This is a genomic window from Burkholderia sp. M6-3 (assembly GCF_050858985.1).
GTDB classification, from domain to species: domain Bacteria; phylum Pseudomonadota; class Gammaproteobacteria; order Burkholderiales; family Burkholderiaceae; genus Paraburkholderia; species Paraburkholderia caledonica.
Window position 1 is genome coordinate 870,213 of sequence record NZ_CP110090.1, and the last position, 21,971, is coordinate 892,183.

Below are 21,971 nucleotides of genomic sequence, written 5' to 3' on the forward strand. Positions count from 1 at the left end.
TTTCAAGGGGTTTTCGTCTGCATGAGTCCGTCACTGACCGTTCGCCGTATCGCCGCTGATCAGGGCGCCGTTTTTCGCGAACTTCGTACAGCGTCCCTGCGTGAGGCGCCCTATGCGTTCGGCGCAACGCTAGAAGACGCATTGTCCGCGGATGCCGCGAGCTTTGACGCCGTCGCCGCAGAACACGCGGTTTCTGCCGCCATCAGCACTTTCATTCTCTACACCGAGGGTCATCCGGCCGGACTGGTCGAAGCGCACTTCGAAGAAGCCGATGAGCGCCGCGCATTCGTGTGCGAGCTGTGGGTCGCGCCTGCGGTCCGGCATCTGCGCGGCGGAGAGTTGCTCGTCGATACGGCTAGCAGCTGGCTTGCCAACGAGGGCGCGGCGGAAATCTACGCATGGGTGGCCGACTCGAATCGCAACGCAATGCGCTTCTACGAAGCGCTCGGTTTCGGGCCGACCGGCGAACATCGGCGCGTCGCGCGTGCGCCCGAGCAGGTCGAAAGTCTGCTGGTTCGCCACGTGCCGTCCACGTCGACAGCAGTCGACCGGTGAGATATCGAGTAGCGCAACCGTCCGCCGCCTGTATCGAATTCCCGTCCGCGTCTCTGTCCGCATCGCCATCTGCATTTTCGTCCGCATTCCAGCAGCGTTCCCGCCTCGCGCGTTCATGTGCCGCACGGTTCGATCGTTTCCGCGCGAGCACGTGTGAGCATCCAGCCGCTCGTTGTCCGGCAAAAAATCTCGCCGCGCGCGCGGACGCCTGTAAAATACGCAAAATTTTTGCCGAACGTTATGTCGCCCAAGAAATCGCCCTTTTTCGAACTCCGCAGCGGTTCCGTCGACACGCTCCTGTTTGTGGTCAAGACAACCGACCTCGATGCCATGCGTGCCGAGCTGACCCGGCGCTTCGAGGCGACCCCCGAATTTTTCGCTAACGACGTCGTCGCGATAGACGTGCGCCGGCTTGCCGGCAACGAACGCGTGCCGCTCGCCGAGATCGCACGGTTGCTCGAGAGCGTGCGCATGCGTCCCGTCGGCGTGGTCGCCGACACGCAGCAGTCGTGGGCGGCGGAGTCGGCGCTGCCGTTGCTCGAAGCGCGCGACCGCCGCGGCGCGTCCGCAAAATCGGCTGACGAAGAAGCCGCGGGTGCATCGGCGGCGGACTTGGCTGACGCAGCAAACTCAGGTGCGAACTCTGGCACAAGCGCACCGCCTGCGAGTCAGACGGCCGCAGCCGCATCGGTTGAGTCCGCGCCTGCGCCGGCCGCCGAGCCCGTGCGTCTTGCCACGTCTTCGCAAACCATGGTGGTGGAGAAGCCGCTGCGCTCGGGTCAGCGCATCTACGCAAAGGGCGATCTCGTCGTGCTTGGGCTCGTGAGCTACGGCGCGGAAGTTATCGCTGAAGGCAACATCCATATCTATGCGCCGTTGCGCGGCCGTGCGCTCGCAGGTGTGCAAGGCAATCACGACGCGCGCATTTTCTGCACGTGTCTCGAACCGGAACTCATCTCGATCGCGGGCATCTATCGGACGACCGAGAACCCGCTGCCGGCCGACGTGCTCGGCAAGCCGGTGCAGATCTGGCTCGAAGACGAAAAGTTGATGATCGAACCATTGCGGCTCACGTAAGCGCTGCCGGGTCCGCTGCGCCGAACGTTGACGGCGCGCGGCGTCGGGGGCGAAATATGGCCGCACATAATTGACGAATTTGACGAACACAAGGTAAGGGTAATGGCAAAAATCATTGTGGTGACATCGGGCAAGGGTGGCGTGGGCAAGACGACCACGAGCGCGAGTTTTGCATCGGCCCTCGCATTGCGTGGCAGCAAGACCGCCGTGATCGACTTCGACGTCGGTCTGCGCAATCTCGATCTCATCATGGGCTGTGAGCGCCGCGTCGTGTACGACCTGATCAACGTCATTCAGGGCGAAGCCAATCTGAACCAGGCGCTGATCAAGGACAAGAAGTGCGAGAACCTCTTCATTCTGCCGGCCTCGCAAACGCGTGACAAAGACGCACTGACCATGGAAGGCGTGGAGAAGGTCATCAACGACTTGATCGCGATGGACTTCGAATACATCGTGTGCGACTCGCCGGCCGGTATCGAATCCGGCGCGCTCCTCGCCATGCACTTTGCCGACGAAGCGCTGATCGTGACGAACCCGGAAGTGTCGTCGGTGCGCGACTCGGACCGCATTCTCGGCATCCTGTCGTCGAAAACCAAGCGCGCGATTGAAGGCAAGGAGCCGATCAAGGAGCACCTGCTGATCACGCGCTACAACCCGAAGCGCGTGAGCGAAGGCGAGATGCTGTCGCTGACCGACATCCAGGAAATCCTGCGCATCGACCTGATCGGCGTGATCCCGGAATCCGAAGCGGTGCTGCACGCGTCGAATCAGGGTCTGCCTGCAGTGCATCTCGACGGCACCGACGTGGCCGAAGCTTATAAAGACGTCGTATCGCGTTTTCTCGGCGAGCAGAAATCGCTTCGCTTTACCGATTACCAGAAGCCCGGGCTGCTGCAGCGCCTCTTCGGCACCAAGTAAGGGGAGCGCACGTTATGTCGATTCTTTCGTTTTTGCTGGGCGAGAAGAAGAAATCCGCGTCGGTAGCGAAGGAACGCCTGCAGTTGATCATCGCGCACGAGCGCGCCGGCGGTCATGCTCCCGCCGATTATCTGCCTGCGTTGCAACGCGAACTGGTCGCCGTGATTTCAAAGTATGTGCGGATTTCCGACGACGACATCCGCGTGAGTCTCGAGCGCCAGGACGACCTCGAGGTGCTCGAGGTCAAGATAGAGATTCCGCAGACCTTATAAGTCTGTTGCTCGCGGTCGGCGCGTGTCGATGCGCGCGCCGAGCGTAAACGTCGGCGAGCGTCGGCGAGCGCCGCTTACGGACGAGGTGCGGGCGAACCGCCTTCAGTCGGTCGATCAGCGGGTCGATCGGTTGGGTTGTCGGCGGAAGTCCGAGCGGGGGCATCAAGTGAACTGTCAGCGGACGTCTCGTCGGAGCTATCTGCGGCGATCACTTCCGCCACCGGCTCCGATGCGTCGACTTCTGGCGCATCCACCGCGGGCACTTCCGGCACCGGAGCGGGCGCCGGACGCGGCAGCGGCGCCATGTAGCGCTCGGAAAGCGCCTCGTATAACGGCGGCGCGAAAAAGCGCGACACGCGGCTCGCAATCAGCGCGGTGGCCATCAGCGAAATCACGAGCGCGTGACCGTTGATCATCTCCATCACGATCACAAAAGAAGTGATGGGCGATTGCGTGACGGCGGCCAGATAGCCGACCATGGCGAGGGCGATCAGCATCGGCAGTTGCATGGAGCCGAACACCATGTGCAACAGATTGCCGAAGCCTGCACCGATCGACAGCGATGGCGCGAAGATGCCGCCTGGAATGCCCGGCAGGTACGAGCCGACCATCGAAATCATTTTGAGGAACGGATAGAACACCGACAGCTGTTCGTGTCCATCGAGCAAACCGCGCGCTTCCGCGTAGCCGCTGCCGAACGTAGTGCCGCCCGAAACCAGGCCGACTCCCGCGATCACGAAGCCGCACAGTGCGGCGAACGCGACGGGCCGCTCGCCGTGCAATTGACGCAGCGGCGCGGGAATCCAGCGCGCGGTGTTCAGCAGCAGCCAGCAGAACACGCCGCCCGCAATGCCCGTGATGATGGCCGTAAGCAGCACCGCGAGCGCAAGCAGGTTGGGAAAGTGCGCGCCGATCTGAATGGTGCCGAAGTACGTATAGTTGCCGTTCAGTCCCAGCGCGATCACACCGGCAATGATGATGGCGGTAATCAGCACGCCGCTCGCGCGGGCTTCGAAACTGCGAGTCAGTTCCTCGATGGCGAACACGATGCCCGCGAGCGGAGTATTGAACGCCGCCGACAGACCCGCCGCCGCGCCGGCCAGCACCAGCTGCCGCTCGATCAGTGCGTTCGAACGCGGATACAGCCTGCGCAGATTGAACATGAGGGCCGCGCCCACTTGCACGGTCGGCCCTTCTCGGCCGATCGTAAATCCGCCGAGAATCGCCAGGAACGACACCATGATCTTGCCGAACAGAATGCGAAACGACAGCAGCCGCGCGCCATATTCGCCGGGTTTCGAATGAAGCGTGGCGATCACCTGAGGAATGCCGCTGCCCTCGGCGCCGCGAAAGAACTTGCGCGTGAGCCATACGGCGAGGGCTGCCACCGCGGGTGTGATGATGAGCGGCGCCCACACGTGCTCGCGCTGTACCGAGCGGAATTCCTCGTAGCCCCAGTCGATTAGCCGCGCGTAGAGCACCGCCACGAGCCCGACCGCGATCGCCCCGAGCCAGAAAATGCCGTACTGGCGCCAAAGACGTCTCGCGCGACGCACGATCCCGGAAGAAAGAAGAGGTTGCGCTCGCGACATGAGATCTGGATGTGCAAAGGATGAAGTATAAAGCGCGCGGAAAACGTAAAACCGTATGAAAGCGTTGTGAAATAAAGTAAAAAGGCAATCTGTAAGGTGCTCGATGTAAGACGCCGTATTGTTTTCCGGCGACCGCATTGCCCGTTTCAGCAAAGACTATTCCATTCGTCGGCTAAAATATTTTGACGTTGAACAACCGAAGGCCCTCAATGAAGCGAGTCCTTATCGTCAAGGTCACCTCCCTCGGCGATATCGTGCAAGCGCTGCCCGTCGTAGCGGACATCAAACGCGCATTTCCTGGCGTCCAGGTGGATTGGGCCGCAGACGAAGCATTCGCCGAAGTGGCGCAATGGTGCAAGGGTATCGACCGTGTACTGTTCGCGCCGCTGCGGCGTTTCAAGAAAGCGCGCCGGTGGGCCGACTTCAAGGCGATCGCTGCCTCCATCGCGGAGCTGCGTGCGCATCGCTACGATTACATCATCGACATTCATGGCGTGTACAAAAGCGCGATCATCGCGTTTCTAGCCCGCTCGTCGCGTTGCATCGGCTACCAGTCTCAGGATCTGGGCGAGCGGGGCGCTGCTTTTGCGTACACGGGGCGCTTTGGTCCGCGTCCGCAATGCAATGCGTGGCATGGCATGCGTATCAGCGCGGGCGAGGCTCTCGGCTACGAAGTAGAAGGCCCGCCCGTCTACGACCTGAAGTTGCCGGAGCCGGTGAGACCCCCGTTCGAAGGCGAGCGCGCGCCAGTCGCCGCGCTTTTTCATGCAACGTCGAAAGACGACAAGAAGTGGCCGATCTCGCATTGGGCGGTGGTCGGCACCGAGCTTTCGCAACGCGGCTTTCACGTGGTCTTGCCGTGGGGTTCGGAAGGCGAGCGCATCGAGGCCGAGCAGATCGCCGCGCAAGTACCAGGCTCGAAGGTTCTGCCGAAGATGACCGTGACGGAAATCGCGCAAATGATCGACGCGTGCTCGTTGGTGGTCGGCGCAGACACAGGTTTTGTCCACCTCGCACATGCGCTGCTGAAGCGCACGGTTATGGTTTTCGTATCGACGTCGCCTGAGCATTGCGGCGTAGAAGCACCATTCCGCTCGATCTCGGTTGGCGACGGCCTTTCCGTGCCGCCCATCAGCGCCGTGCTCGATGCCATCGACTACGTGCACAGCAAGCCGCCCGCCGTCGCCGGGCAAGGTTCTGCTGCGGCTTGAGCGCAGCCTCGACCGCAATCGTTTGCTCAAAAGAAAAGGGCGTCGCGCGCAGAGTGCCTATGCCACCGGCACTATGACGTGACGCCCCTATAAACGCCCGCGTCGGGGAACGCTGGGCGAAAAAGGATTCGGCTTGCTGCGCAACCATGCGACCCGCGAAGCGCTCATTACACGCTTGTTAAATCTGTCGCTTTTCGTTGGTCGGTGAAGCGCTCGCGCCCGTTGCGCGTGTTGGTGAAGATAGGCTGAATGGCGCCCGCAAGCCGTGCTTGGCGGACGCCGTTACCGTCGCCGGGAAGGCCGCAAGGCAACGCCCACAAGGCCCGTTCGCGACCGACATCTTCAAGTCAGTATAGGCGGTGTTTTCATCGGATGTGAGCGTGCATTGCCATGTGTCCTGACGAGTCGCGCGGATCGGCGAACGTGTAACACGCGCGTGATCTTCCCTTACAACTGGCAACGTTCTGGCAGCCGTACGTCGTGTTCAATCGAGTCATTCGAGAATTCTCGAACGAACCTGACTCGACGGAGAACAACATGAAACGCCTGCTCCTGACTCTGATCGCCGGCACCGTACTCGCAACCCTGCTTGGCGGCTGCGTCGTCGCGCCGGCGCCGGGCTACTACTACGGCGGCGGAGGCTACTACCACCATCACGGCTATTACTACCGTTAAGCTCGCGGCCGGCCAAAGCTGGCCCGCAACGGCCGGTCGTGGCGTCAGGCCACCAGCATTTCGAACGCGATCACAGCGGTAATGGCTGCCGCGTTCGCCGCCAGCGCCTCGACGACAATGCCTTTCCAGGTGGCGGGTCGAAAGCGCAACGCCAGCAGCAGCGAACACAACAATGCGAGCGCGATGATCGTCACGACGTCGGCATTATGTAAGTGAAGGTTCATCCGGGCCTCCCTGCTTGCCATAGGGTCATTCAGGTCGAGTATAGGCAAGTCAAAAAGGCGCGCAAGGCAGGTGATTCACTCAGCGAAACCTCCGCCAGGCGGGGACTTCAGCGATCAGCCGGCCGAGGTCCCTTACCTGTCTATCGCCGCGTCACATCAGGCGCGAGTCGCGCGTCTCGCGCATGCACAGCACGCCGATCATGCTGACGGCCGCGGCGATCGACACATACGCGCCCACCCACGGCAGCCCGCCGCGCGCGGCCAGCATTTGCGCGATGTATGGCGCGACCGATGCCCCGAGAATCCCGCCCAGGTTGTACGACACACCTGCGCCGGTATAACGGACGTTGGTCGGAAACAGTTCGGGCAGCAGCGCGCCCATCGGCGCAAAGGTCACGCCCATCAGGAACAGTTCGATGACGAGGAACAGCAGCACGAGCGGCGTTTGTCCGCTGCCGAGGAGCGGCGCCATGGTGAAGCCCGACAGGACCGCTGCGACGATGCCCACGATCAGCACCGGCTTGCGGCCATAGCGGTCGCTTGCCCAGGCGGACAGCGGCGTGGCAAGCGCCATGAACACCACGGCAATACACAGCAGTCCGAGGAAGGTCTGCCGCGGAATGTGCAGCACCGACACGCCATACGACAGCGAGAACGTGGTTGCGTTATAGAACAGCGTGTAGCAGACCACCATTGCCAGCGCGCCCAGAAGCGTGGGCACCCAATGCCGCGACAGCAGCGTCGCGATGGGCACCTTCACGCGCTCCTGACGCTCAATGGCGGCCTGGAAGGCCGGCGTCTCCGCGATCTTCAGCCGCACGTAAAGCCCGAGCGCGACCAGCACCGCGCTTACGAGGAACGGCACGCGCCAGCCCCAGCTACGGAACTGTGCGTCGCTCAACGACATCGCAAGCGCGAAGAAGAGGCCGTTGGACGCCAGAAAGCCGATCGACGGTCCGAGTTGCGGGAACATGCCGAACCAGCCGCGCTTGCCGGCAGGCGCGTTTTCGGTGGCGAGCAGCGCAGCGCCGCCCCATTCACCGCCCAAGCCAATGCCTTGGCCGAAACGCAAGATGCACAGAAGGATCGGTGCAAGAGTGCCGATCGAGTCGTAGCCCGGCACGAAGCCGATTAGCGTGGTCGAGACGCCCATCACGAGCAAAGACGCGACGAGGGTCGATTTACGGCCGATGCGGTCGCCGAAATGGCCGAACAGGAACGAGCCGATCGGCCGCGCGACGAACGCAATGCCGAACGTGACGAAGGCCGACAGGGCCTGAGCGGTTGCCGAGCCATGCGGAAAAAACACCGGGCCGATGACGAGCGCCGCGGCGGTCGCGTAGACATAGAAATCGTAGAACTCGATCGCGGTGCCGATGAAGCTCGCGAAGATGATGCGCGCGCTGTTGGTGTGTCCGGCCGCATTGGGCTCGGCCGCGGAAATCGGCGATGTGGACATGCAGGGTCTCCATGTATCGTGATGCCGCGTTGCCTCGCTCGATAGAGGCGCAGTGTGGCTGCGCAGCGGCGCGGTCAATCGGCATCTTTGTTCAGGTTCGTGCGCTTGAGTCGGACTCGCGTCGGCAATCATGCTGACGGGCGACGAACCCGCAGCATACAGCGTTGGCCGTGTGGACTCGCGCGCGAATGTGGCCTTGTGCGCGTGCATGGTGATCACGCCGCCACGCAGCAAAGGCGTTTGCGTGGCACGCGTGGATGACGCGGCGCCGCGACAGGTGGCTGCAAGCCGCGCCGGCGGATGAGCGGGCGGCCTGCACCGTGCCGGAGGCTCCGGCGAGGGAATCGGAAAATTATAGCGAGCGCGGCGCGCGCGCAGCAAGGCGGCTGGCCGATCGGCCAGGCCGCGCTCAGTCGATGGTCAGCGCTTGCGGCGAGGCCAGTTCGCGCAGCTGGAACTTGCCGTCGTCGTTGAAAAGCCAATCTTCGAACAGTTCGAGCTGGCCGCGGCCGTCCAGCAATTTGCCCGGCGGCAACGGCAGCGGTGATGCACGTCGCAACGTGGCGAGCGCGGTGCTTTCCGCTTCGTCGTCGCCGTTCGTGCGATACACCGACGATGACACCACGTGCCCGTTGCGATCGACGGTGAACGACACCACGACGAGCGAGCGCAGCATCGCTTGCGGCGTGCCGCGCAGTACATACGAAGGATTGCGCTCGACGATGCGTTGCGCGACCGCCTCGCGATACTGATCGAGCGTCGCGCTGTTGACTACGGTGGGCGGCGTTGCGACGACCGCGTGTGGCGGCGGCGTGAACGTGCAGCCGGCGACGGCGAGTGCCAGCAACGCAGTGTATGCGGTGCCGCGTAGAGGTAGTGACCATGCGCAGCCGCGGCGATCGCGGCAGTCAGTCATGGGGGGAAGAGGGCGCGTGCGGGTAAGCATGATGAACCACTAAAAAGGGCAGAACCTACTTAGATCGTAGTCAAAAACCGCCGGGTTTCAATCCGCGTTCGCCCCGGTATGTCGACTTAGGCGCAAAAAAAAAGCGAACTCGCCAACGAGTTCGCCTTCGCAATTCGCAGTGCATGAACGCGCCATGCCGGCGCGTTCGCGCAACTCGACGCGTCTCAGTTCAATGCTTGCCGTGCCGCTTTGACCGCGGCCAGCACCTGCTCGGGCGCGGTGCCGCCCGGATGATTACGGCTTGCAACCGAGCCTTCGAGCGTCAGATACGAGAACACGTCGTCGCCGATCAGATGCGCGACGTTCGGCAATTCCGCGCGCATTTCATCGAGCGTGAGGTCCGCGAGATCGCAGCCGCGATCCGCGCAGATGCGCACGGCCAGCGCAACGGCTTCGTGCGCGTCGCGAAACGCGAGGCCGCGCTTGACGAGGTAGTCGGCGAGATCGGTTGCCGTCGAAAATCCTTGCAATGCGGCGTCGCGCATGGCTTGCGGCTTCACCGAAATGCCCGCGACCATTTCAGCGAAGATGCGCAGCGTATCGGCAACGGTGTCCACCGTGTCGAACAGCGGTTCCTTGTCTTCCTGATTGTCCTTGTTGTACGCGAGCGGCTGCCCTTTCATCAGCGTGAGCAGCGCCATCAGATGACCGTTCACACGGCCGGTCTTGCCGCGCGCGAGTTCGGGCACGTCAGGATTCTTTTTCTGCGGCATGATCGACGACCCCGTACAGAAGCGGTCGGCCAGGTCGATAAAGCCGACGCGCGGGCTCATCCACAGCACGAGTTCTTCGGAGAAGCGCGAGATGTGCGTCATGACGAGCGCCGACGCCGCCGTGAATTCGATTGCGAAGTCGCGGTCGGACACAGCGTCGAGCGAGTTTGCGCAGATGCCGTCGAAACCGAGCGTCTTTGCCACCGCGTGACGGTCGATCGGATAGCTCGTGCCGGCGAGTGCCGCCGCGCCCAGCGGCAGACGGTTCACGCGCTTGCGGCAATCGAGCATGCGCTCGGCGTCGCGAGAAAACATTTCGACGTAGGCGAGCAGGTGATGGCCGAACGTGACCGGCTGCGCGACCTGCAAGTGCGTGAAGCCGGGCATGATGGTCGACGCGTTCTTCTCCGCCATGTCGAGCAGCGCCGTGCGCAGCTCCTTCAACAACGCGCCGATGCGGTCGATCTCGCCGCGTAGCCACAGGCGGATGTCGGTCGCGACCTGGTCGTTACGCGAGCGGCCCGTGTGCAGACGCTTGCCGGCGTCGCCGATCAGCGCGGTGAGGCGCGCTTCGATGTTCAGGTGAACGTCTTCCAGGTCGAGTTGCCACTCGAACTCGCCTCGCTCGATTTCGCCCTTGATCTGCGCCATGCCGCGTTGGATCGCGGCGAGGTCTTCGGCGGCGATGATCTTCTGCGCGCCCAGCATCGAGGCGTGCGCGAGCGACCCTTCAATGTCGACGAGCGCGAGACGCTTGTCGAAGAAAACCGACGACGTGTAGCGTTTGACGAGCTCCGACATCGGCTCCGAGAAGCGAGCCGACCAGGCTTCGCCTTTTTTGTGCAGTTGGGACGTCATGGTTTTGGGCAGTTAAGCGGCAGTTATGCAGCAGTTAAATGGCGATCAGGCGAGCGGTAAGAAGCTGACGACGCGGATGGGCTTCGCATGACTGCAAGCGCACCGCCGAAGCATGGAAAGACAGGGATTTTAACACTGGCGCAACGCCGCGCCGCGGCCTGCATTGGCGGCTCGCGCCACGGCCTATTCGCGCACCAGCACTACCAGCTTGAGATCTTCGCGATGCGCGGGCTTGAACGTAATCTGATCGTAGACGAGCCGGCCGTCGCGCGGATGATTGAATTCGCGCCGTCCGCCTTCGCGGCCTCCGACATCTTGCGAAGCCCAGAAGCGCGCAAACGCGTCGCTCGCCGCGGTGAGCGAATCGATCAGCGCACGCGTTGGCGCGTCGTTCAGATGACGAATCGAATCCGCCCGAAACTCGGCGGCTAGACGCCGCGCGCGCGTGTCCCAGTCGACGATCAACTCGCGCGCCGCCGGTTCCGTGAACGTGTAGCGCAGCAGATTGCGGTCATGCGAACCGTCGAGCCAGCCGACGAAAAGATCGGCCGCGCGTTCGTTCCAGGCGAGCGCATTCCATTGACGGTCGAGCACATAGGCGGGCGCGTCTACGAGTTGCACGGTTTCGAGCAGTGTCGCGGGCGCGTCGGCGGCGGCCGGGTCGGGCTCGGCCGGATCGCGCTGGGCGGCCAGTTCGAACAGATACGCCCGCTCGGCCCGCGACAGTTGCAGCGCGACGGCGATACGTGCGAGCGCGTCCGCGGAAGCGGAAACCGGGCGTCCCTGCTCGATCCATGTGTACCAGGTCGGACTCACGCCGCACAGCTGCGCGACTTCCTCGCGCCGCAAGCCGGGCGTGCGGCGGCGCGGGCCCGGCGGCAGGCCGACCGCTTGCGGCGACAGCCGCTCGCGGTGCGCGCGGATGAAGTCACCCAGCGCGCGGGCGGGCGTGGCATCGAGCGGCGGCGGGTTGTCGGCGGAAGCGGGCGTGCTCGTTCGCGTGGTCATTCGTTTGGTGCGGCGTGAGGAGGGTGGTATAGATACCAGAATAATTGCTTAACTTGTACTGGTACACGGCGGGCTCTATTGTAGCGGCGTAGCGGCTCGAACGGCAGGCCGCGCTGCCAGCACCAGAAACGCGGACCCACACGACACAGTCCCACGCAGACAACCGGAGCTATTCATGAAGCATCACGATCAGGTCGCCGACGCCTTCGGGTCGACCGCCGCCGCGTATTTGACGAGTCCGACCCACGCAACCGGCGCGGATCTGCGGACGCTTGCCGAGTCGATCGCGGCGACGCCGGATGCGACGGTGCTCGACATGGGCTGCGGCGCGGGCCACGCGAGTTTCGCGGTCGCGCCGCATGCGAGAGAAGTGATCGCCTACGACATTGCGGCGCCGATGCTCGCCACAGTGGAAGGCGCCGCGAAGGATCGCGGCCTCGTCAACATTCGCACGCAGCAAGGCGCTGCCGAGAAATTGCCGTTCGCCGATCACACGTTCGACTGGGTCATCAGCCGGATGAGTGCGCATCACTGGCACGACGTGGCGCCAGCGCTCGCCGAAGTACGGCGCGTGCTGAAGCCGGGCGGCCGGGTGCTCTTTATCGACATTGCTGGTATCGACCATCCGTTGCTGGACACGCATTTCCAGGCAATCGAACTCCTGCGCGACGGCTCACATATTCGCGATTACCGCGCCGACGAATGGATCGTGCTCTTCGAAGCCGCAGGGTTCAAGGCCTCGATTCGCGAGCGCTGGCGCATCGACATCGAGTTCAGTTCCTGGGTGGCGCGCATGCGCACGCCTGAGGAGCGCGTGGTGGCGATCCAGTCGCTGTGGCGCAATTCGCCGGATGAAGTGCGGCAGTATTTCGACGTGAAGGAAGACGGCTCTTTCAAGCTGGACGCTTTGATGGTCGAAGCGGCTTGAGAGAGCATGCGGAGATGGCAGCGGCGCGTGCAAACGCCACTGCCATCCCGAACCGTCAACCGGTATTGCGCAACCCCGCCGCGATACCGTTGATGCTCAGATGAATCCCGCGCCGCACGCGCGCGTTGGTGTCGCCCGCGCGGTAACGCTTGAGCAATTCGACCTGCAGGTGATTAAGCGGGTCGAGATACGGAAAGCGGTTCTTGATCGAACGCGCGAGCAGCGGATTTTCGGCGAGCCGTTCGCTCTTGCCGGTGATCTCCGACAACACTTTGGACGTGCGCTCCCATTCCGCGACGATCCGCTCGAACACATGCTTGCGCAGCTTCTTGTCGGTGACGAGCGCCGCGTAACGCGAGGCCACCGCAAGGTCGGTCTTTGCGAGCACCATGTCCATGTTCGAGAGCAGCGTCGAGAAGAACGGCCAGGTCTTGTGCATTTTCTTCAGTTGCGCGAGACGGCGTCCGCGTTCGGCATCGCTCGGCGCGTCGTCGAGATACGCGGCCACCGCAGTGCCGAAACCATACCAGCCGGTCAGCAACAGCCGGCATTGGCCCCATGAGAAACCCCACGGAATCGCGCGCAGATCTTCGATCTTGCGTTGCTTCGGATCATGCAACTTGCGTGACGCGGGACGGCTGCCGATGTTCAGTTCGGCGATCTCCGAAATCGGCGTGGACTCGAAGAAATACTCCTTGAAGCCGGGCGTTTCATACACGAGCGCGCGATACGAGGCCATGGCCGCGTCGGACAATTGCTGCATCGTGGATTCGAAAACCGGCAGTTCCGCGGGCGCCGTGCCATGCGGCAACAATGATGCTTCGAGCGTCGCTGCCACCACCGTTTCAAGATTGCGCCGGCCGATCTCCGGATTGCCGAACTTGCTCGCGATCACTTCGCCTTGTTCCGTCAAGCGAATCTGACCGTCGACGGTGCCGGGCGGCTGCGACAGAATCGCCTGATAAGTCGGGCCGCCGCCACGGCCGACGGTGCCGCCTCGTCCGTGGAAAAGACGCAGCGTGATGCCGCGTTCGTTGAAGAGCGACACAAGCGCGAGTTCCGCGCGATACAACTCCCAGTTCGACGTGAGAAAGCCGCCGTCCTTGTTGCTGTCCGAGTAGCCGAGCATCACTTCCTGCTCGTTGCCCTGATGTTCGACTATCGAGTCGACGCCCGGCAGCGCAAGGAGATCGCGCATGATGTGCGGCGCGTTGCGCAAGTCAGGGATCGTCTCGAAGAGCGGGATGACCATCAGCGCGGCTCTCGCCGGATCGTTCGCATCGCCGAGCTGCCCTTGCAGAAGGCCGGTCTCTTTTTGCAGCAGCATGACTTCGACCAGATCGCTGACCGTCTCGGTGTGCGAAATGATGTAGTTGCGAACCGCGCGCGCGCCAAATTTTTCGCGCGTGACACGTGCTTGTTCCAGCACGCCGAGCTCGCTCTTCACGAGATCCGAGTACTCGGCATAGGGCAGGCGCAACGGGCGCGGCTGCGCAAGCTCTGCGAGCAGCACTTCGAGCTTCTCGCTTTCGGCGAGCGCGGCGTAGTCGTCATGAACGCCCGCGCGCTTCAGCAGTTCGGCGATCACCGCTTCGTGGATGTCCGAACTTTGGCGCAAGTCGATGCTCGCGAGATGGAAGCCGAATACTTCGGCCGCGCGAGCGAGCGGTGCGAGACGCGGCGCCGCGAGCGGCGCGCCATGATGAGCGGCGAGTGAATCGATCAGCACGTGCAAATCGCGCACGAATTCGGACGCATCGTCGTACGGGGTCGCGCGAATCGGCGCTGCGCCCCGGCCCGCACTGCGCAGCGGCACGCTGCCTTCGCCGAGACGCACGCGCGCACTTGCCGCGAGCCGCGTGTACATGCCGATCAGCGCACGGCGATAAGGTTCGTCTGTGCGGTGCGGCGAGCGGTCAGGCGAGATTTCGGCGAGCGCTTTGAGTTCGTCGCTCGCGCCGGCGAGCAGATTCGACACGGACAATTCCGCGCCGAGCTTGTGCACCTGCTCGAGATAGTGCTCGAAGATCACCTCGGCCTGGCGCGCGATCGCATGTTCGAGCGTTTCAGCCGTGACGTTCGGATTGCCGTCGCGGTCGCCGCCGATCCAGCTGCCCATCTGGAAGAACGGCGGCAGACGCGCTTCGAGGCCGTGTTCCTTGAGCGCTTCTTCGATATCGGCGTACAGCGCGGGGATTTCTTCGAGGAAGGTCGCGCGGTAGTACGACAACGCGTTTTCGATTTCATCGGCGACCGTGAGCCGCGAGTCGCGCAGCATCCGCGTTTGCCACAGCGACGTGACGCGCGCGCGCAGCATTGCTTCGTTATGCGCGCGTTCGCGGTCGGTCAACTGCTGATCGCGTTCGGCGAGCAGGCGCGCGACGTCGTGCTCCGCGTCGAGAATGCTCTTGCGCTGCACTTCCGTTGGGTGCGCCGTCAGCACGGGCACGATCAGCGCGTCGTTGAAAAATTGCTGCAATACGGGCGTGGCGGAGGCGCCCGCTTCGACGAGCCGCTCCAGCGCGTAGGCAATGGTGCCCGGCTGCGCGGCGGAGCCGGCCAGCGCGTGAATACGGTGACGGCGATTGCGGTGGCGGTCTTCGGCGATATTCGCGAGATGCGAGAAGTAGCTGAACGCGCGCACCACGCTGACCGTCTGTTCGGGACTCAGCGAGCGCAGTTTTTTGTCGAGCGTCTGCACGGCGGCGTTGTCGTCTTCACGGCGAAAACGCACGGCCGTCTGACGGATTGTTTCGACGACGTCGAACACCGCGTCGCCTTCCTGTTCTCGCAGCACGTCGCCGAGCAGCCGCCCCAGATAGCGGATGTCCTGGAAGAGCGGATGGTCCTTGTCGGCGCGCGTGCGGCCGTTGGTTTTCGGCGCGGCGACAACGGTGTCCACGGAGACGGCTTGCAGGTTCGGCGCTTTGTCTTCCACCTTGTATTCCGCCTTGTTTTTCGCTTGTGCTTTCGAGTTCGTCTTCACCTCGGCCTTGTTCGTGGCGGACGCGGTTTTCGCCGGCTTGTCCGCTTTCGAAGCCTTGACGGCCTTTTCCGGCTTGGCCGGCGCGGTGGTTTTGTCTGCCTTGATGGCTTTCGCGGCGTTCGCTGCCTTCGCGCTGGAGGACGCCCGCTTGGCTTTGCCCGGTTGGGCGGCGCCTGCGCCAGACGATGCGGAGGCTGTGGACGCGTCGGCGTCGACAGTGGAAGCGTTGGGCGATGCAGTGTTGCGGCGGGCAGGGCGCGCCGATCCGGAAGACGTCACGATGGGTTTCCTCAGGGAAGCCAGGGTCTGTTAAGTGATGAACTGCTACTGCGGAACTCAAAACTGCACTGGAACTGCAACGTGAACTGCTTTGAAGCGGTATGCACCGATGGCAATACGCCGAGGAGGAAGGCCGCGCGACCGCACAAGCTCTGCACGCGGCGCATGTTGCGCCGCATTGCATCATCGCGCATACGGCGGCGCGGTGCGCGAACGAGCGTGCGTGAACAGGCCGCAACCAAACAGCGGCGCATGGCGCGAAGCCCGTCTCCTCCATCGATACCGCGTTGGCACGGCGCCCCTGCGCGTCTCGGTTCGAGCCTTGATCCGTAAGGGCCACAGGCGGGCGAACCGGGGGGTGAGCGCGAGGGCGCGTGCTAACATTGTTTGTTATTCCATCCCGTCATTCAATCGACAAGCTAATGAACACCGAGACGTTTGCCGCGCCACCCCACACGCTTGTGATTGCGTCGCGAGAAAGCCGCCTCGCCATGTGGCAAGCGGAGCATGTGCGATGTGCGCTGCACAAATTATATCCATCTTGTGACGTAAAAATCCTGGGAATGACGACACGCGGCGATCAAATTCTCGACCGCACTTTGTCGAAGGTGGGCGGTAAGGGGCTGTTCGTCAAAGAACTCGAAGCCGCGCTCGCCGATGGGCGCGCCGATCTCGCCGTGCATTCGCTGAAAGACGTGCCGATGGAATTGCCCGCGGGCTTCGCGCTCTCCACGATCATGGAACGCGAGGATCCGCGAGACGCGCTCGTGTCGAACGATTACGACTCGCTTGCCGCGCTGCCGGCCGGCGCGGTGGTGGGCACATCGAGCCTGCGCCGCGAAGCCATGCTGCGCATGCGCTATCCGCATCTCCAGGTGCGGCCGCTGCGCGGCAATCTGGATACGCGCCTCGCCAAGCTAGATCGCGGCGATTACGCGGCGATCATTCTCGCAGCGGCAGGCCTTAAGCGCCTCGGTCTGGCTGAGCGTATCCGTGCGCTGCTCGATCCGGACGACAGCTTGCCCGCTGCAGGGCAGGGCGCGCTCGGCATCGAGATTCGCGCCGATCGCGCCGACCTCGCGGCATGGCTCGCGCCGCTGCATCACGAACATACAGCGGCAGCGGTCGAAGCGGAGCGCATGGTGTCGCGTTCACTCGGCGGCAGTTGCGAGGTGCCACTCGCTGCGTATGCAACATGGCATGACGGCGCGCTGCATTTGCGCGGCATCGTGGCGACGCCCGATGGCCAACGCGTGCTGAGCGCGCAGGCGTCGGCACCCGCGCCGACCGTCGAACGCGCGATCGCGCTGGGCAGCGAAGTGGCGAGCGCACTCGAACAGCAAGGCGCAATGGACATCGTCCGCGCGCTCAGCACGGCGAGCGGTCCCGCGGCGCCGGGAGACGGTGCAAACTCCGGCGCGGACTCCGGCTCGGCAGGCACCCCGATGTCCGGCGACTGATGGCGGCCGACTTTCCCGGCAACGCATCGTCCTCCGCCGGCAAGGCGGTGTTCACGGTCGTGATTACGCGACCGTCCGGTCAGTCGAGCGAACTGATAGAACGCCTCTCCGCGGCCGGAATTGCGACGCTCGATTTCCCGCTGATCGACATTGCGCCCGTCGCCGACGACGCACCGTTGCGCGCCGCGCTCGCCTCTCTCGAACGCTATGCGCTCGTCATCTTCGTGTCGCCGAACGCGATCGATCACGCGTTCGCGAAGAGCGGCGCGATCTGGCCGCACGCATTGCCGGTCGGCGTGGTCGGGCCGGGCAGCGTGCAGGCGCTCGCGCGTCACGGCGTCAGCGCGCCGGCTCACCGGGTCATCAGTCCCGCATCCGGCGCCGATGACGATAACGGCCGCTTCGACTCTGAAGGCCTCTTCGCCGCAATCGACTCGGCGCTCGGCGAGGCGAATCTCGAAGGCAAGCGTGTTCTGATCGTGCGCGGCGACGGCGGCCGCGAGTGGCTCGCCGAGCGTCTGCGCGAGGCCGGCGCCGAGGTGGAGACGGTTGCCGCGTACCGGCGGCTCGTGCCGGAACCGTCGATCGGCGCATGGGCTCGTGTGCATCGACTGCTTGCGGGCGAACCGCATGCCTGGCTTCTCACCAGCTCCGAAGGCGTGCGCAATCTGCACGAACTCGCGCAAGAGCATCTCACCGCCGACGAACTCGCGCAGCTCAAGCAGGCCGTGCTCGTCACGCCTCATCCCCGTATTGCTGAGACCGCGCGGGCATTAGGTTTTGATAGGATTACGGTGTCAGGCGCGGGCGACGAGCGCATTGCCCGCACCTTGCTCGCCGATCTGCCGACCGTAGTTCAACCGGTACCGTCCAATCCGGCTCATTCACCGGCTAAATCACGCATGACTGAAACGAACGCATCCACGAACGCTTCACCCCAGCCGGCCGCGACCGCCGCGTTGCCGCCGAACCAACCCTTCACGCCCTACGAAGCGCAAAAGCGCCGCAGCGCGAGCGGACCGCTGCTGTGGTTTGTCGTCGTGGTTCTTGCTTGCGCCGCGGGCGTGGGCGGCTATGCGCTCAATCGCAAGGTGGAGCGCACCGAGCAGAACATCGCGCAACGTCAGCAGGCGAACGACACGCAAACCAACGAACTGCGTATCAAAACCGAGCAGGCGCTCGCCACGGTGCGTCAGTCCGACTCGCAGGTCGCGCAGCTGGAAGGCAAGCTCGCCGATGCGCAGGCCGCACAGCAGGCACTCCAGCAACAGTACGCGGATCTCGCGCGCAATCGCGACGACTGGACGCTCGCGGAAGTCGGTCAGATGCTGTCTGCGGCAAGCCAGCAATTGCAATTGACCGGCAACACGCAGCTTGCGCTCTTCGCGCTGCAAAGCGCCGACACGCGGCTCGCGGCGTCCGATAGCACGCAGGCGGTTGCGGTGCGCAAGGCCATCGCGCAGGACATCGACAAGCTGAAGGCCGCGCCTTCCACCGACCTCACGGGTCTTGCGATCAAGCTCGACAATGCGGTCGATCAGATCGACAGCCTGCCGCTCTCCGGCGAAGCGCCGATTGCCCATGCCACGCCGCGTGCGGCGACATGGGCAGACACGGCCAAGGTGTCCGCGGCCACCGGCGAGCCGCGCTGGAAAGTGTGGTGGAACCAGTTGACGAGCGGCATCGGCCAGCAGTTGACGAGCCTCGTGCAGGTGCGCCGCATCGACAACGCAGACGCGATGATGGTCGCGCCAGACCAGGGCTACTTCGTGCGAGAGAACGTGAAGCTGCGTTTGCTGTCGGCGCGTCTTGCTCTGCTCTCGCGTAACGAGACCACGCTGAAGTCCGACCTTCAGGGCGCGCAGACGGCGCTGACGCGTTACTTCGATATGTCGTCGAAGAAAACACAAAACGTTGTCGATCTCGTCAAGCAGGTGGAGGCCGGATCGGCCGCGGTCGAATTGCCGAACCTGAACACGAGCCTGCAAGCCGTCAATCAATACCGGGGCCGAGGTTAATCATGGCGATCCGGGGACTTCTATGGCTCGCGCTGCTCTTCACCGTCGCGGTCGCGCTCGCGGTGGTCGGACGCTTCGACATGGGCCAGGTGATGCTGGTGTATCCGCCGTACCGCGTCGACATGTCGCTCAATCTGTTCGTGGTCGGGCTCGTGGTGCTGTTTATTCTGCTGTATGCGTTGCTGCGCATCGTGCGCAACATCTGGCGCATGCCGCAGCGTGTGGCCGCGTACCGTGCGCGCTCGCGCGTCGCGAAGGCGCACGCCGCGCTGCGTGACGCGATCGGCAACCTGTACGCCGGGCGCTTTTCGCGCGCGGAAAAGGCCGCGAAAGACGCGCTCGCGAACGGTGACAACAAGGGCGCGGCCGGCCTGATTGCGGCCACCGCGGCGCATCGCATGCATGAATATGCGCGGCGCGACGAATGGCTCGCTCAGATCGACGAAACCGACTGGCAGGACGCCCGTCTGATGGCCACCGCCGACATGCGGGCCGACGGCCGCGACGCGGACGGCGCGCTGACCGCGCTCACCGAAATGCAATCGCAGGGCGCGCGGCGCATTCACGCTCAGCAGATCATGTTGCGCGCGCAGCAGCAATTGAAGAACTGGGGCGAGGTGCTCAAGCTCGTCAAGACGCTGGAAAAGCGCGAGGCGATTCACCCGGCGGTGGCGGTGCGCTTGCGGCAACTGGCGGCGGAGAATCTGCTGCGCGATCGCCGGCATAACGCTGATGCGTTACTCGAACTATGGAATTCGCTGACGCCGACGGAGCGTCATTCGCCGCGTCTCGCCGATCTGGCTGCGGAACTGCTGGTTGCGCTGAATCGTCCGCGGGAGGCGCGCAAGATCGTCGAAGAAGCGCTCGCGCAGAATTGGGATGCGCGCTTGCTGCGTCGTTACCCGGATACTGCGGGCGGCGATGCGTTGCCGCTCATCCAGAAGGCCGAAGCGTGGCAAAAGGATCGTCCGGACGACGCGGACTTGCTGTTCGCATTGGGCCGGTTGTGTCTGCATCAGCAGTTGTGGGGGAAGGCGCAGTCGTTCCTCGAACGTGCGCTCAAGCTTGCTGACAATGAGACGCTGAAGATTCGCTCGCACCGTGCGTTGGCTCGGCTTCACGAGCAGTTGGGGGACACGGAGAAGGCGAGCCAGCACTATCGCGAGAGTGCGTTGGCGATGAACATCGTGTGAGATCGCTCTTTGCGCTGGGCAGCCATGCGAAGAGCGTCTGACGATGTCGTCGCTCGTCGCGTGTTGCTCTACGGAAAGTCTCCAACTCCTCAACTTTCGCACCGCATTACCGTGCATCCCGAAATTTCGGGGCTTGAGCGCCGTGCACGAATGCAAATTCGAGCGGCGCTCTGTTTAGCTGGCCAGTCTCTCCCCGAGGCTAATGGAGCACCGCTCCTTCAGGTGCGGCGAGCGTACTGGAACCGTCCTCTGCCGCCGCTTGTTCCAGTTTCAGCCGAGCCGCGGCCAGCACGCGCAGAACGTCGGCGTTGATCATCAGTTCGTCCACCGCCGTCAGCATCAGGTCGGGATAATCGCGGAACTGTGCGAGCCTCGTCAGTTGCCCTTGCATGTCGGCGCACAGCTGCGTCACTTCGTCTGCAATGCTGGCGGACGAGACTGGCGCCCCCGGGGACATGCAATCCTCGAATCCCTCACTAGCCAAAATTTCCAGAAGGACCGTCTGATATCTGCTCATTGTTGATCTGCCTCGCTACAAGTGCATCAACTGTAGCTTGGATCTGCGCGAGCAATTCCCGGAACAGGAGCGCTGAACCCGCCCAATTCACGGTTGCGAACGGAAAAGAATTTTCGCACCTGCCACAATATTCGCGCGCCTGAAACGTCTTCAGACGCATGGAACCGCCACCCACCTCGCACACGATGACCGAACGCGACAACGACATCACCGCGACCGTGGTGCGTGAGCGCACGAGGCTCGTCAATTTCATCCGGCGACGAATACGCGATCCCGACGATGCCGAGGACATATTGCAGGACGTGTTCCATGAATTCGTGCAGGCGTACCGGCTGCCCGCTCCGATCGAACAGGCGAGCGCGTGGCTTTTCCGGGCCGCGCGCAATCGAATCATCGATCGCTTTCGTAAGAAAAGAGAGCAGCCTTTGACAGATCTGTCCGAGGGCGAGGATGACACCGACAGTGAGTATCGCCTCGACCTCGCCCTGCCGTCGCCCGACGCGGGTCCCGAAGCGCTCTACGCTCGCGCGCTATTGCTCAAAGCGTTGCAGGACGCGATTGACGAGTTACCGCCGAACCAGCGCGAGGTGTTTATTGGCCACGAACTCGAGGGAAGGTCCTTCAAAGACATGGTGGCGGAAAGCGGCGTCACGCTGAATACGCTGCTCGCGCGCAAACGCTACGCGGTCTTGCATCTGCGCGCCCGGCTGCAAGCCATTTATGACGAACTGGGTATTTAGAGGAGTCGACGGATGAAATTTCGAATCAGATGCGTGGGTAAGGTACTGCTTGCGGTGGTCGCCATAGGCGTGCTCGGGTGGGTGGTCATGAGTCTATGGAACTGGGTGATTCCGGCGTTATTCGTCGGCGCCCGCACGATCGACTTCGCGCATGCGCTGGGCTTGCTGGTCTTGAGCCGCATCCTGTTTGGCGGGTTCCGCGGACACGGCGGCTGGCGCGAGCGGCGTCATTGGCGCAAATGGCAAGCCATGACGCCGGAGGAGCGGGAGCATTTTCAGACGGCATGGCGATCAGGCCGCGCCCGGCGCGAGGGAGAATGA

20 protein-coding genes are annotated in these 21,971 nt (G+C 63.5%); 12 read left to right on the forward strand and 8 right to left on the reverse strand.

The window, feature by feature from the left end; translation table 11 throughout:
- The first annotated feature begins 21 nt into the window (after positions 1-21).
- From OH764_RS03770 to minE, 4 genes are all read left to right on the forward strand, one after another.
- Positions 22-555: a GNAT family N-acetyltransferase gene (locus OH764_RS03770; RefSeq protein ID WP_498848072.1), complete on the forward strand. Its 534-nt coding sequence runs from the start codon at positions 22-24 to the stop codon at positions 553-555.
- 240 nt (positions 556-795) lie between these two features.
- A complete protein-coding gene (gene minC, locus OH764_RS03775; RefSeq protein ID WP_498848073.1) occupies positions 796-1,632 on the forward strand; it encodes a septum site-determining protein MinC in 837 nt (278 codons plus the stop codon).
- 102 nt (positions 1,633-1,734) lie between these two features.
- Entirely contained in the window at positions 1,735-2,550 is an 816-nt protein-coding gene (gene minD, locus OH764_RS03780; RefSeq protein ID WP_007175863.1) for a septum site-determining protein MinD, read from the forward strand.
- Positions 2,551-2,564: 14 nt separating this feature from the next.
- Complete coding sequence (gene minE, locus OH764_RS03785; RefSeq protein WP_020065213.1) at positions 2,565-2,822, forward strand: cell division topological specificity factor MinE; 258 nt, start codon at positions 2,565-2,567, stop codon at positions 2,820-2,822.
- A gap of 74 nt (positions 2,823-2,896) precedes the next feature.
- On the opposite strand, the gene OH764_RS03790 is transcribed toward minE, so the two are convergent.
- The gene (locus OH764_RS03790) at positions 2,897-4,414 is read right to left on the reverse strand and encodes a chloride channel protein (protein WP_498848074.1); all 1,518 of its coding nucleotides are present in this window, start codon (positions 4,412-4,414) and stop codon (positions 2,897-2,899) included.
- Positions 4,415-4,623: 209 nt separating this feature from the next.
- Between OH764_RS03790 and waaC the strand changes: the two genes are divergently transcribed.
- Positions 4,624-5,625 carry a glycosyltransferase family protein gene (gene waaC, locus OH764_RS03795; RefSeq protein WP_498848075.1) on the forward strand — a complete coding sequence of 334 codons (1,002 nt, stop codon included), beginning with the start codon at positions 4,624-4,626 and terminating at the stop codon, positions 5,623-5,625.
- A gap of 537 nt (positions 5,626-6,162) precedes the next feature.
- Positions 6,163-6,300 carry a hypothetical protein gene (locus OH764_RS03800; protein ID WP_164701812.1) on the forward strand — a complete coding sequence of 46 codons (138 nt, stop codon included), beginning with the start codon at positions 6,163-6,165 and terminating at the stop codon, positions 6,298-6,300.
- A 44-nt stretch (positions 6,301-6,344) separates the two neighbouring features.
- On the opposite strand, the gene OH764_RS03805 is transcribed toward OH764_RS03800, so the two are convergent.
- The 5 genes from OH764_RS03805 to OH764_RS03825 all read right to left on the reverse strand — a co-directional run bounded on the left by OH764_RS03805 (position 6,345) and on the right by OH764_RS03825 (position 11,529).
- The gene (locus OH764_RS03805) at positions 6,345-6,524 is read right to left on the reverse strand and encodes a hypothetical protein (RefSeq protein ID WP_020065217.1); all 180 of its coding nucleotides are present in this window, start codon (positions 6,522-6,524) and stop codon (positions 6,345-6,347) included.
- Between the two features lie 151 nt (positions 6,525-6,675).
- Positions 6,676-7,983: an MFS transporter gene (locus OH764_RS03810; RefSeq protein ID WP_498848076.1), complete on the reverse strand. Its 1,308-nt coding sequence runs from the start codon at positions 7,981-7,983 to the stop codon at positions 6,676-6,678.
- 409 nt (positions 7,984-8,392) lie between these two features.
- Positions 8,393-8,929: an energy transducer TonB family protein gene (locus OH764_RS03815; RefSeq protein WP_498848077.1), complete on the reverse strand. Its 537-nt coding sequence runs from the start codon at positions 8,927-8,929 to the stop codon at positions 8,393-8,395.
- A gap of 185 nt (positions 8,930-9,114) precedes the next feature.
- Entirely contained in the window at positions 9,115-10,521 is a 1,407-nt protein-coding gene (argH, locus tag OH764_RS03820; RefSeq protein WP_027775645.1) for an argininosuccinate lyase, read from the reverse strand.
- Positions 10,522-10,704: 183 nt separating this feature from the next.
- On the reverse strand, positions 10,705-11,529 hold the full coding sequence (locus OH764_RS03825; RefSeq protein WP_027775644.1) for a helix-turn-helix transcriptional regulator: 825 nt from the start codon (positions 11,527-11,529) through the stop codon (positions 10,705-10,707).
- Positions 11,530-11,704: 175 nt separating this feature from the next.
- Between OH764_RS03825 and OH764_RS03830 the strand changes: the two genes are divergently transcribed.
- The gene (locus OH764_RS03830; RefSeq protein WP_498848078.1) at positions 11,705-12,457 is read left to right on the forward strand and encodes a class I SAM-dependent methyltransferase; all 753 of its coding nucleotides are present in this window, start codon (positions 11,705-11,707) and stop codon (positions 12,455-12,457) included.
- Positions 12,458-12,512: 55 nt separating this feature from the next.
- Here the strand turns inward: OH764_RS03830 and ppc are convergent, their stop codons facing one another.
- On the reverse strand, positions 12,513-15,722 hold the full coding sequence (gene ppc / locus OH764_RS03835; protein WP_498848079.1) for a phosphoenolpyruvate carboxylase: 3,210 nt from the start codon (positions 15,720-15,722) through the stop codon (positions 12,513-12,515).
- 422 nt (positions 15,723-16,144) lie between these two features.
- On the opposite strand from ppc, the gene hemC reads away from it, so the two are divergent.
- Genes hemC through OH764_RS03850 form a run of 3 tightly spaced genes read left to right on the forward strand, consistent with a single transcriptional unit; the run spans position 16,145 to position 20,393 of the window.
- Positions 16,145-17,182: a hydroxymethylbilane synthase gene (gene hemC / locus OH764_RS03840; protein WP_498848080.1), complete on the forward strand. Its 1,038-nt coding sequence runs from the start codon at positions 16,145-16,147 to the stop codon at positions 17,180-17,182.
- Positions 17,182-19,200: a uroporphyrinogen-III synthase gene (gene hemDX, locus OH764_RS03845; protein ID WP_498848081.1), complete on the forward strand. Its 2,019-nt coding sequence runs from the start codon at positions 17,182-17,184 to the stop codon at positions 19,198-19,200. The genes hemC and hemDX overlap by 1 nt, the downstream gene beginning before the upstream one ends.
- 2 nt (positions 19,201-19,202) lie before the next feature.
- Positions 19,203-20,393 (forward strand): heme biosynthesis protein HemY, encoded by a 1,191-nt coding sequence (locus OH764_RS03850; RefSeq protein WP_498848082.1) that lies wholly within the window; start codon positions 19,203-19,205, stop codon positions 20,391-20,393.
- 199 nt (positions 20,394-20,592) lie between these two features.
- Here OH764_RS03850 and OH764_RS03855 read toward each other — a convergent pair whose 3' ends face one another.
- Positions 20,593-20,910, reverse strand: a complete 318-nt coding sequence (locus OH764_RS03855) for a hypothetical protein (protein WP_408491045.1) — start codon at positions 20,908-20,910, stop codon at positions 20,593-20,595.
- 158 nt (positions 20,911-21,068) lie between these two features.
- On the opposite strand from OH764_RS03855, the gene OH764_RS03860 reads away from it, so the two are divergent.
- Together OH764_RS03860 and OH764_RS03865 are read left to right on the forward strand one after the other, a co-directional pair.
- Positions 21,069-21,650 carry an RNA polymerase sigma factor gene (locus OH764_RS03860; protein WP_498848083.1) on the forward strand — a complete coding sequence of 194 codons (582 nt, stop codon included), beginning with the start codon at positions 21,069-21,071 and terminating at the stop codon, positions 21,648-21,650.
- A gap of 12 nt (positions 21,651-21,662) precedes the next feature.
- On the forward strand, positions 21,663-21,971 hold the full coding sequence (locus OH764_RS03865) for a hypothetical protein (protein ID WP_410802009.1): 309 nt from the start codon (positions 21,663-21,665) through the stop codon (positions 21,969-21,971).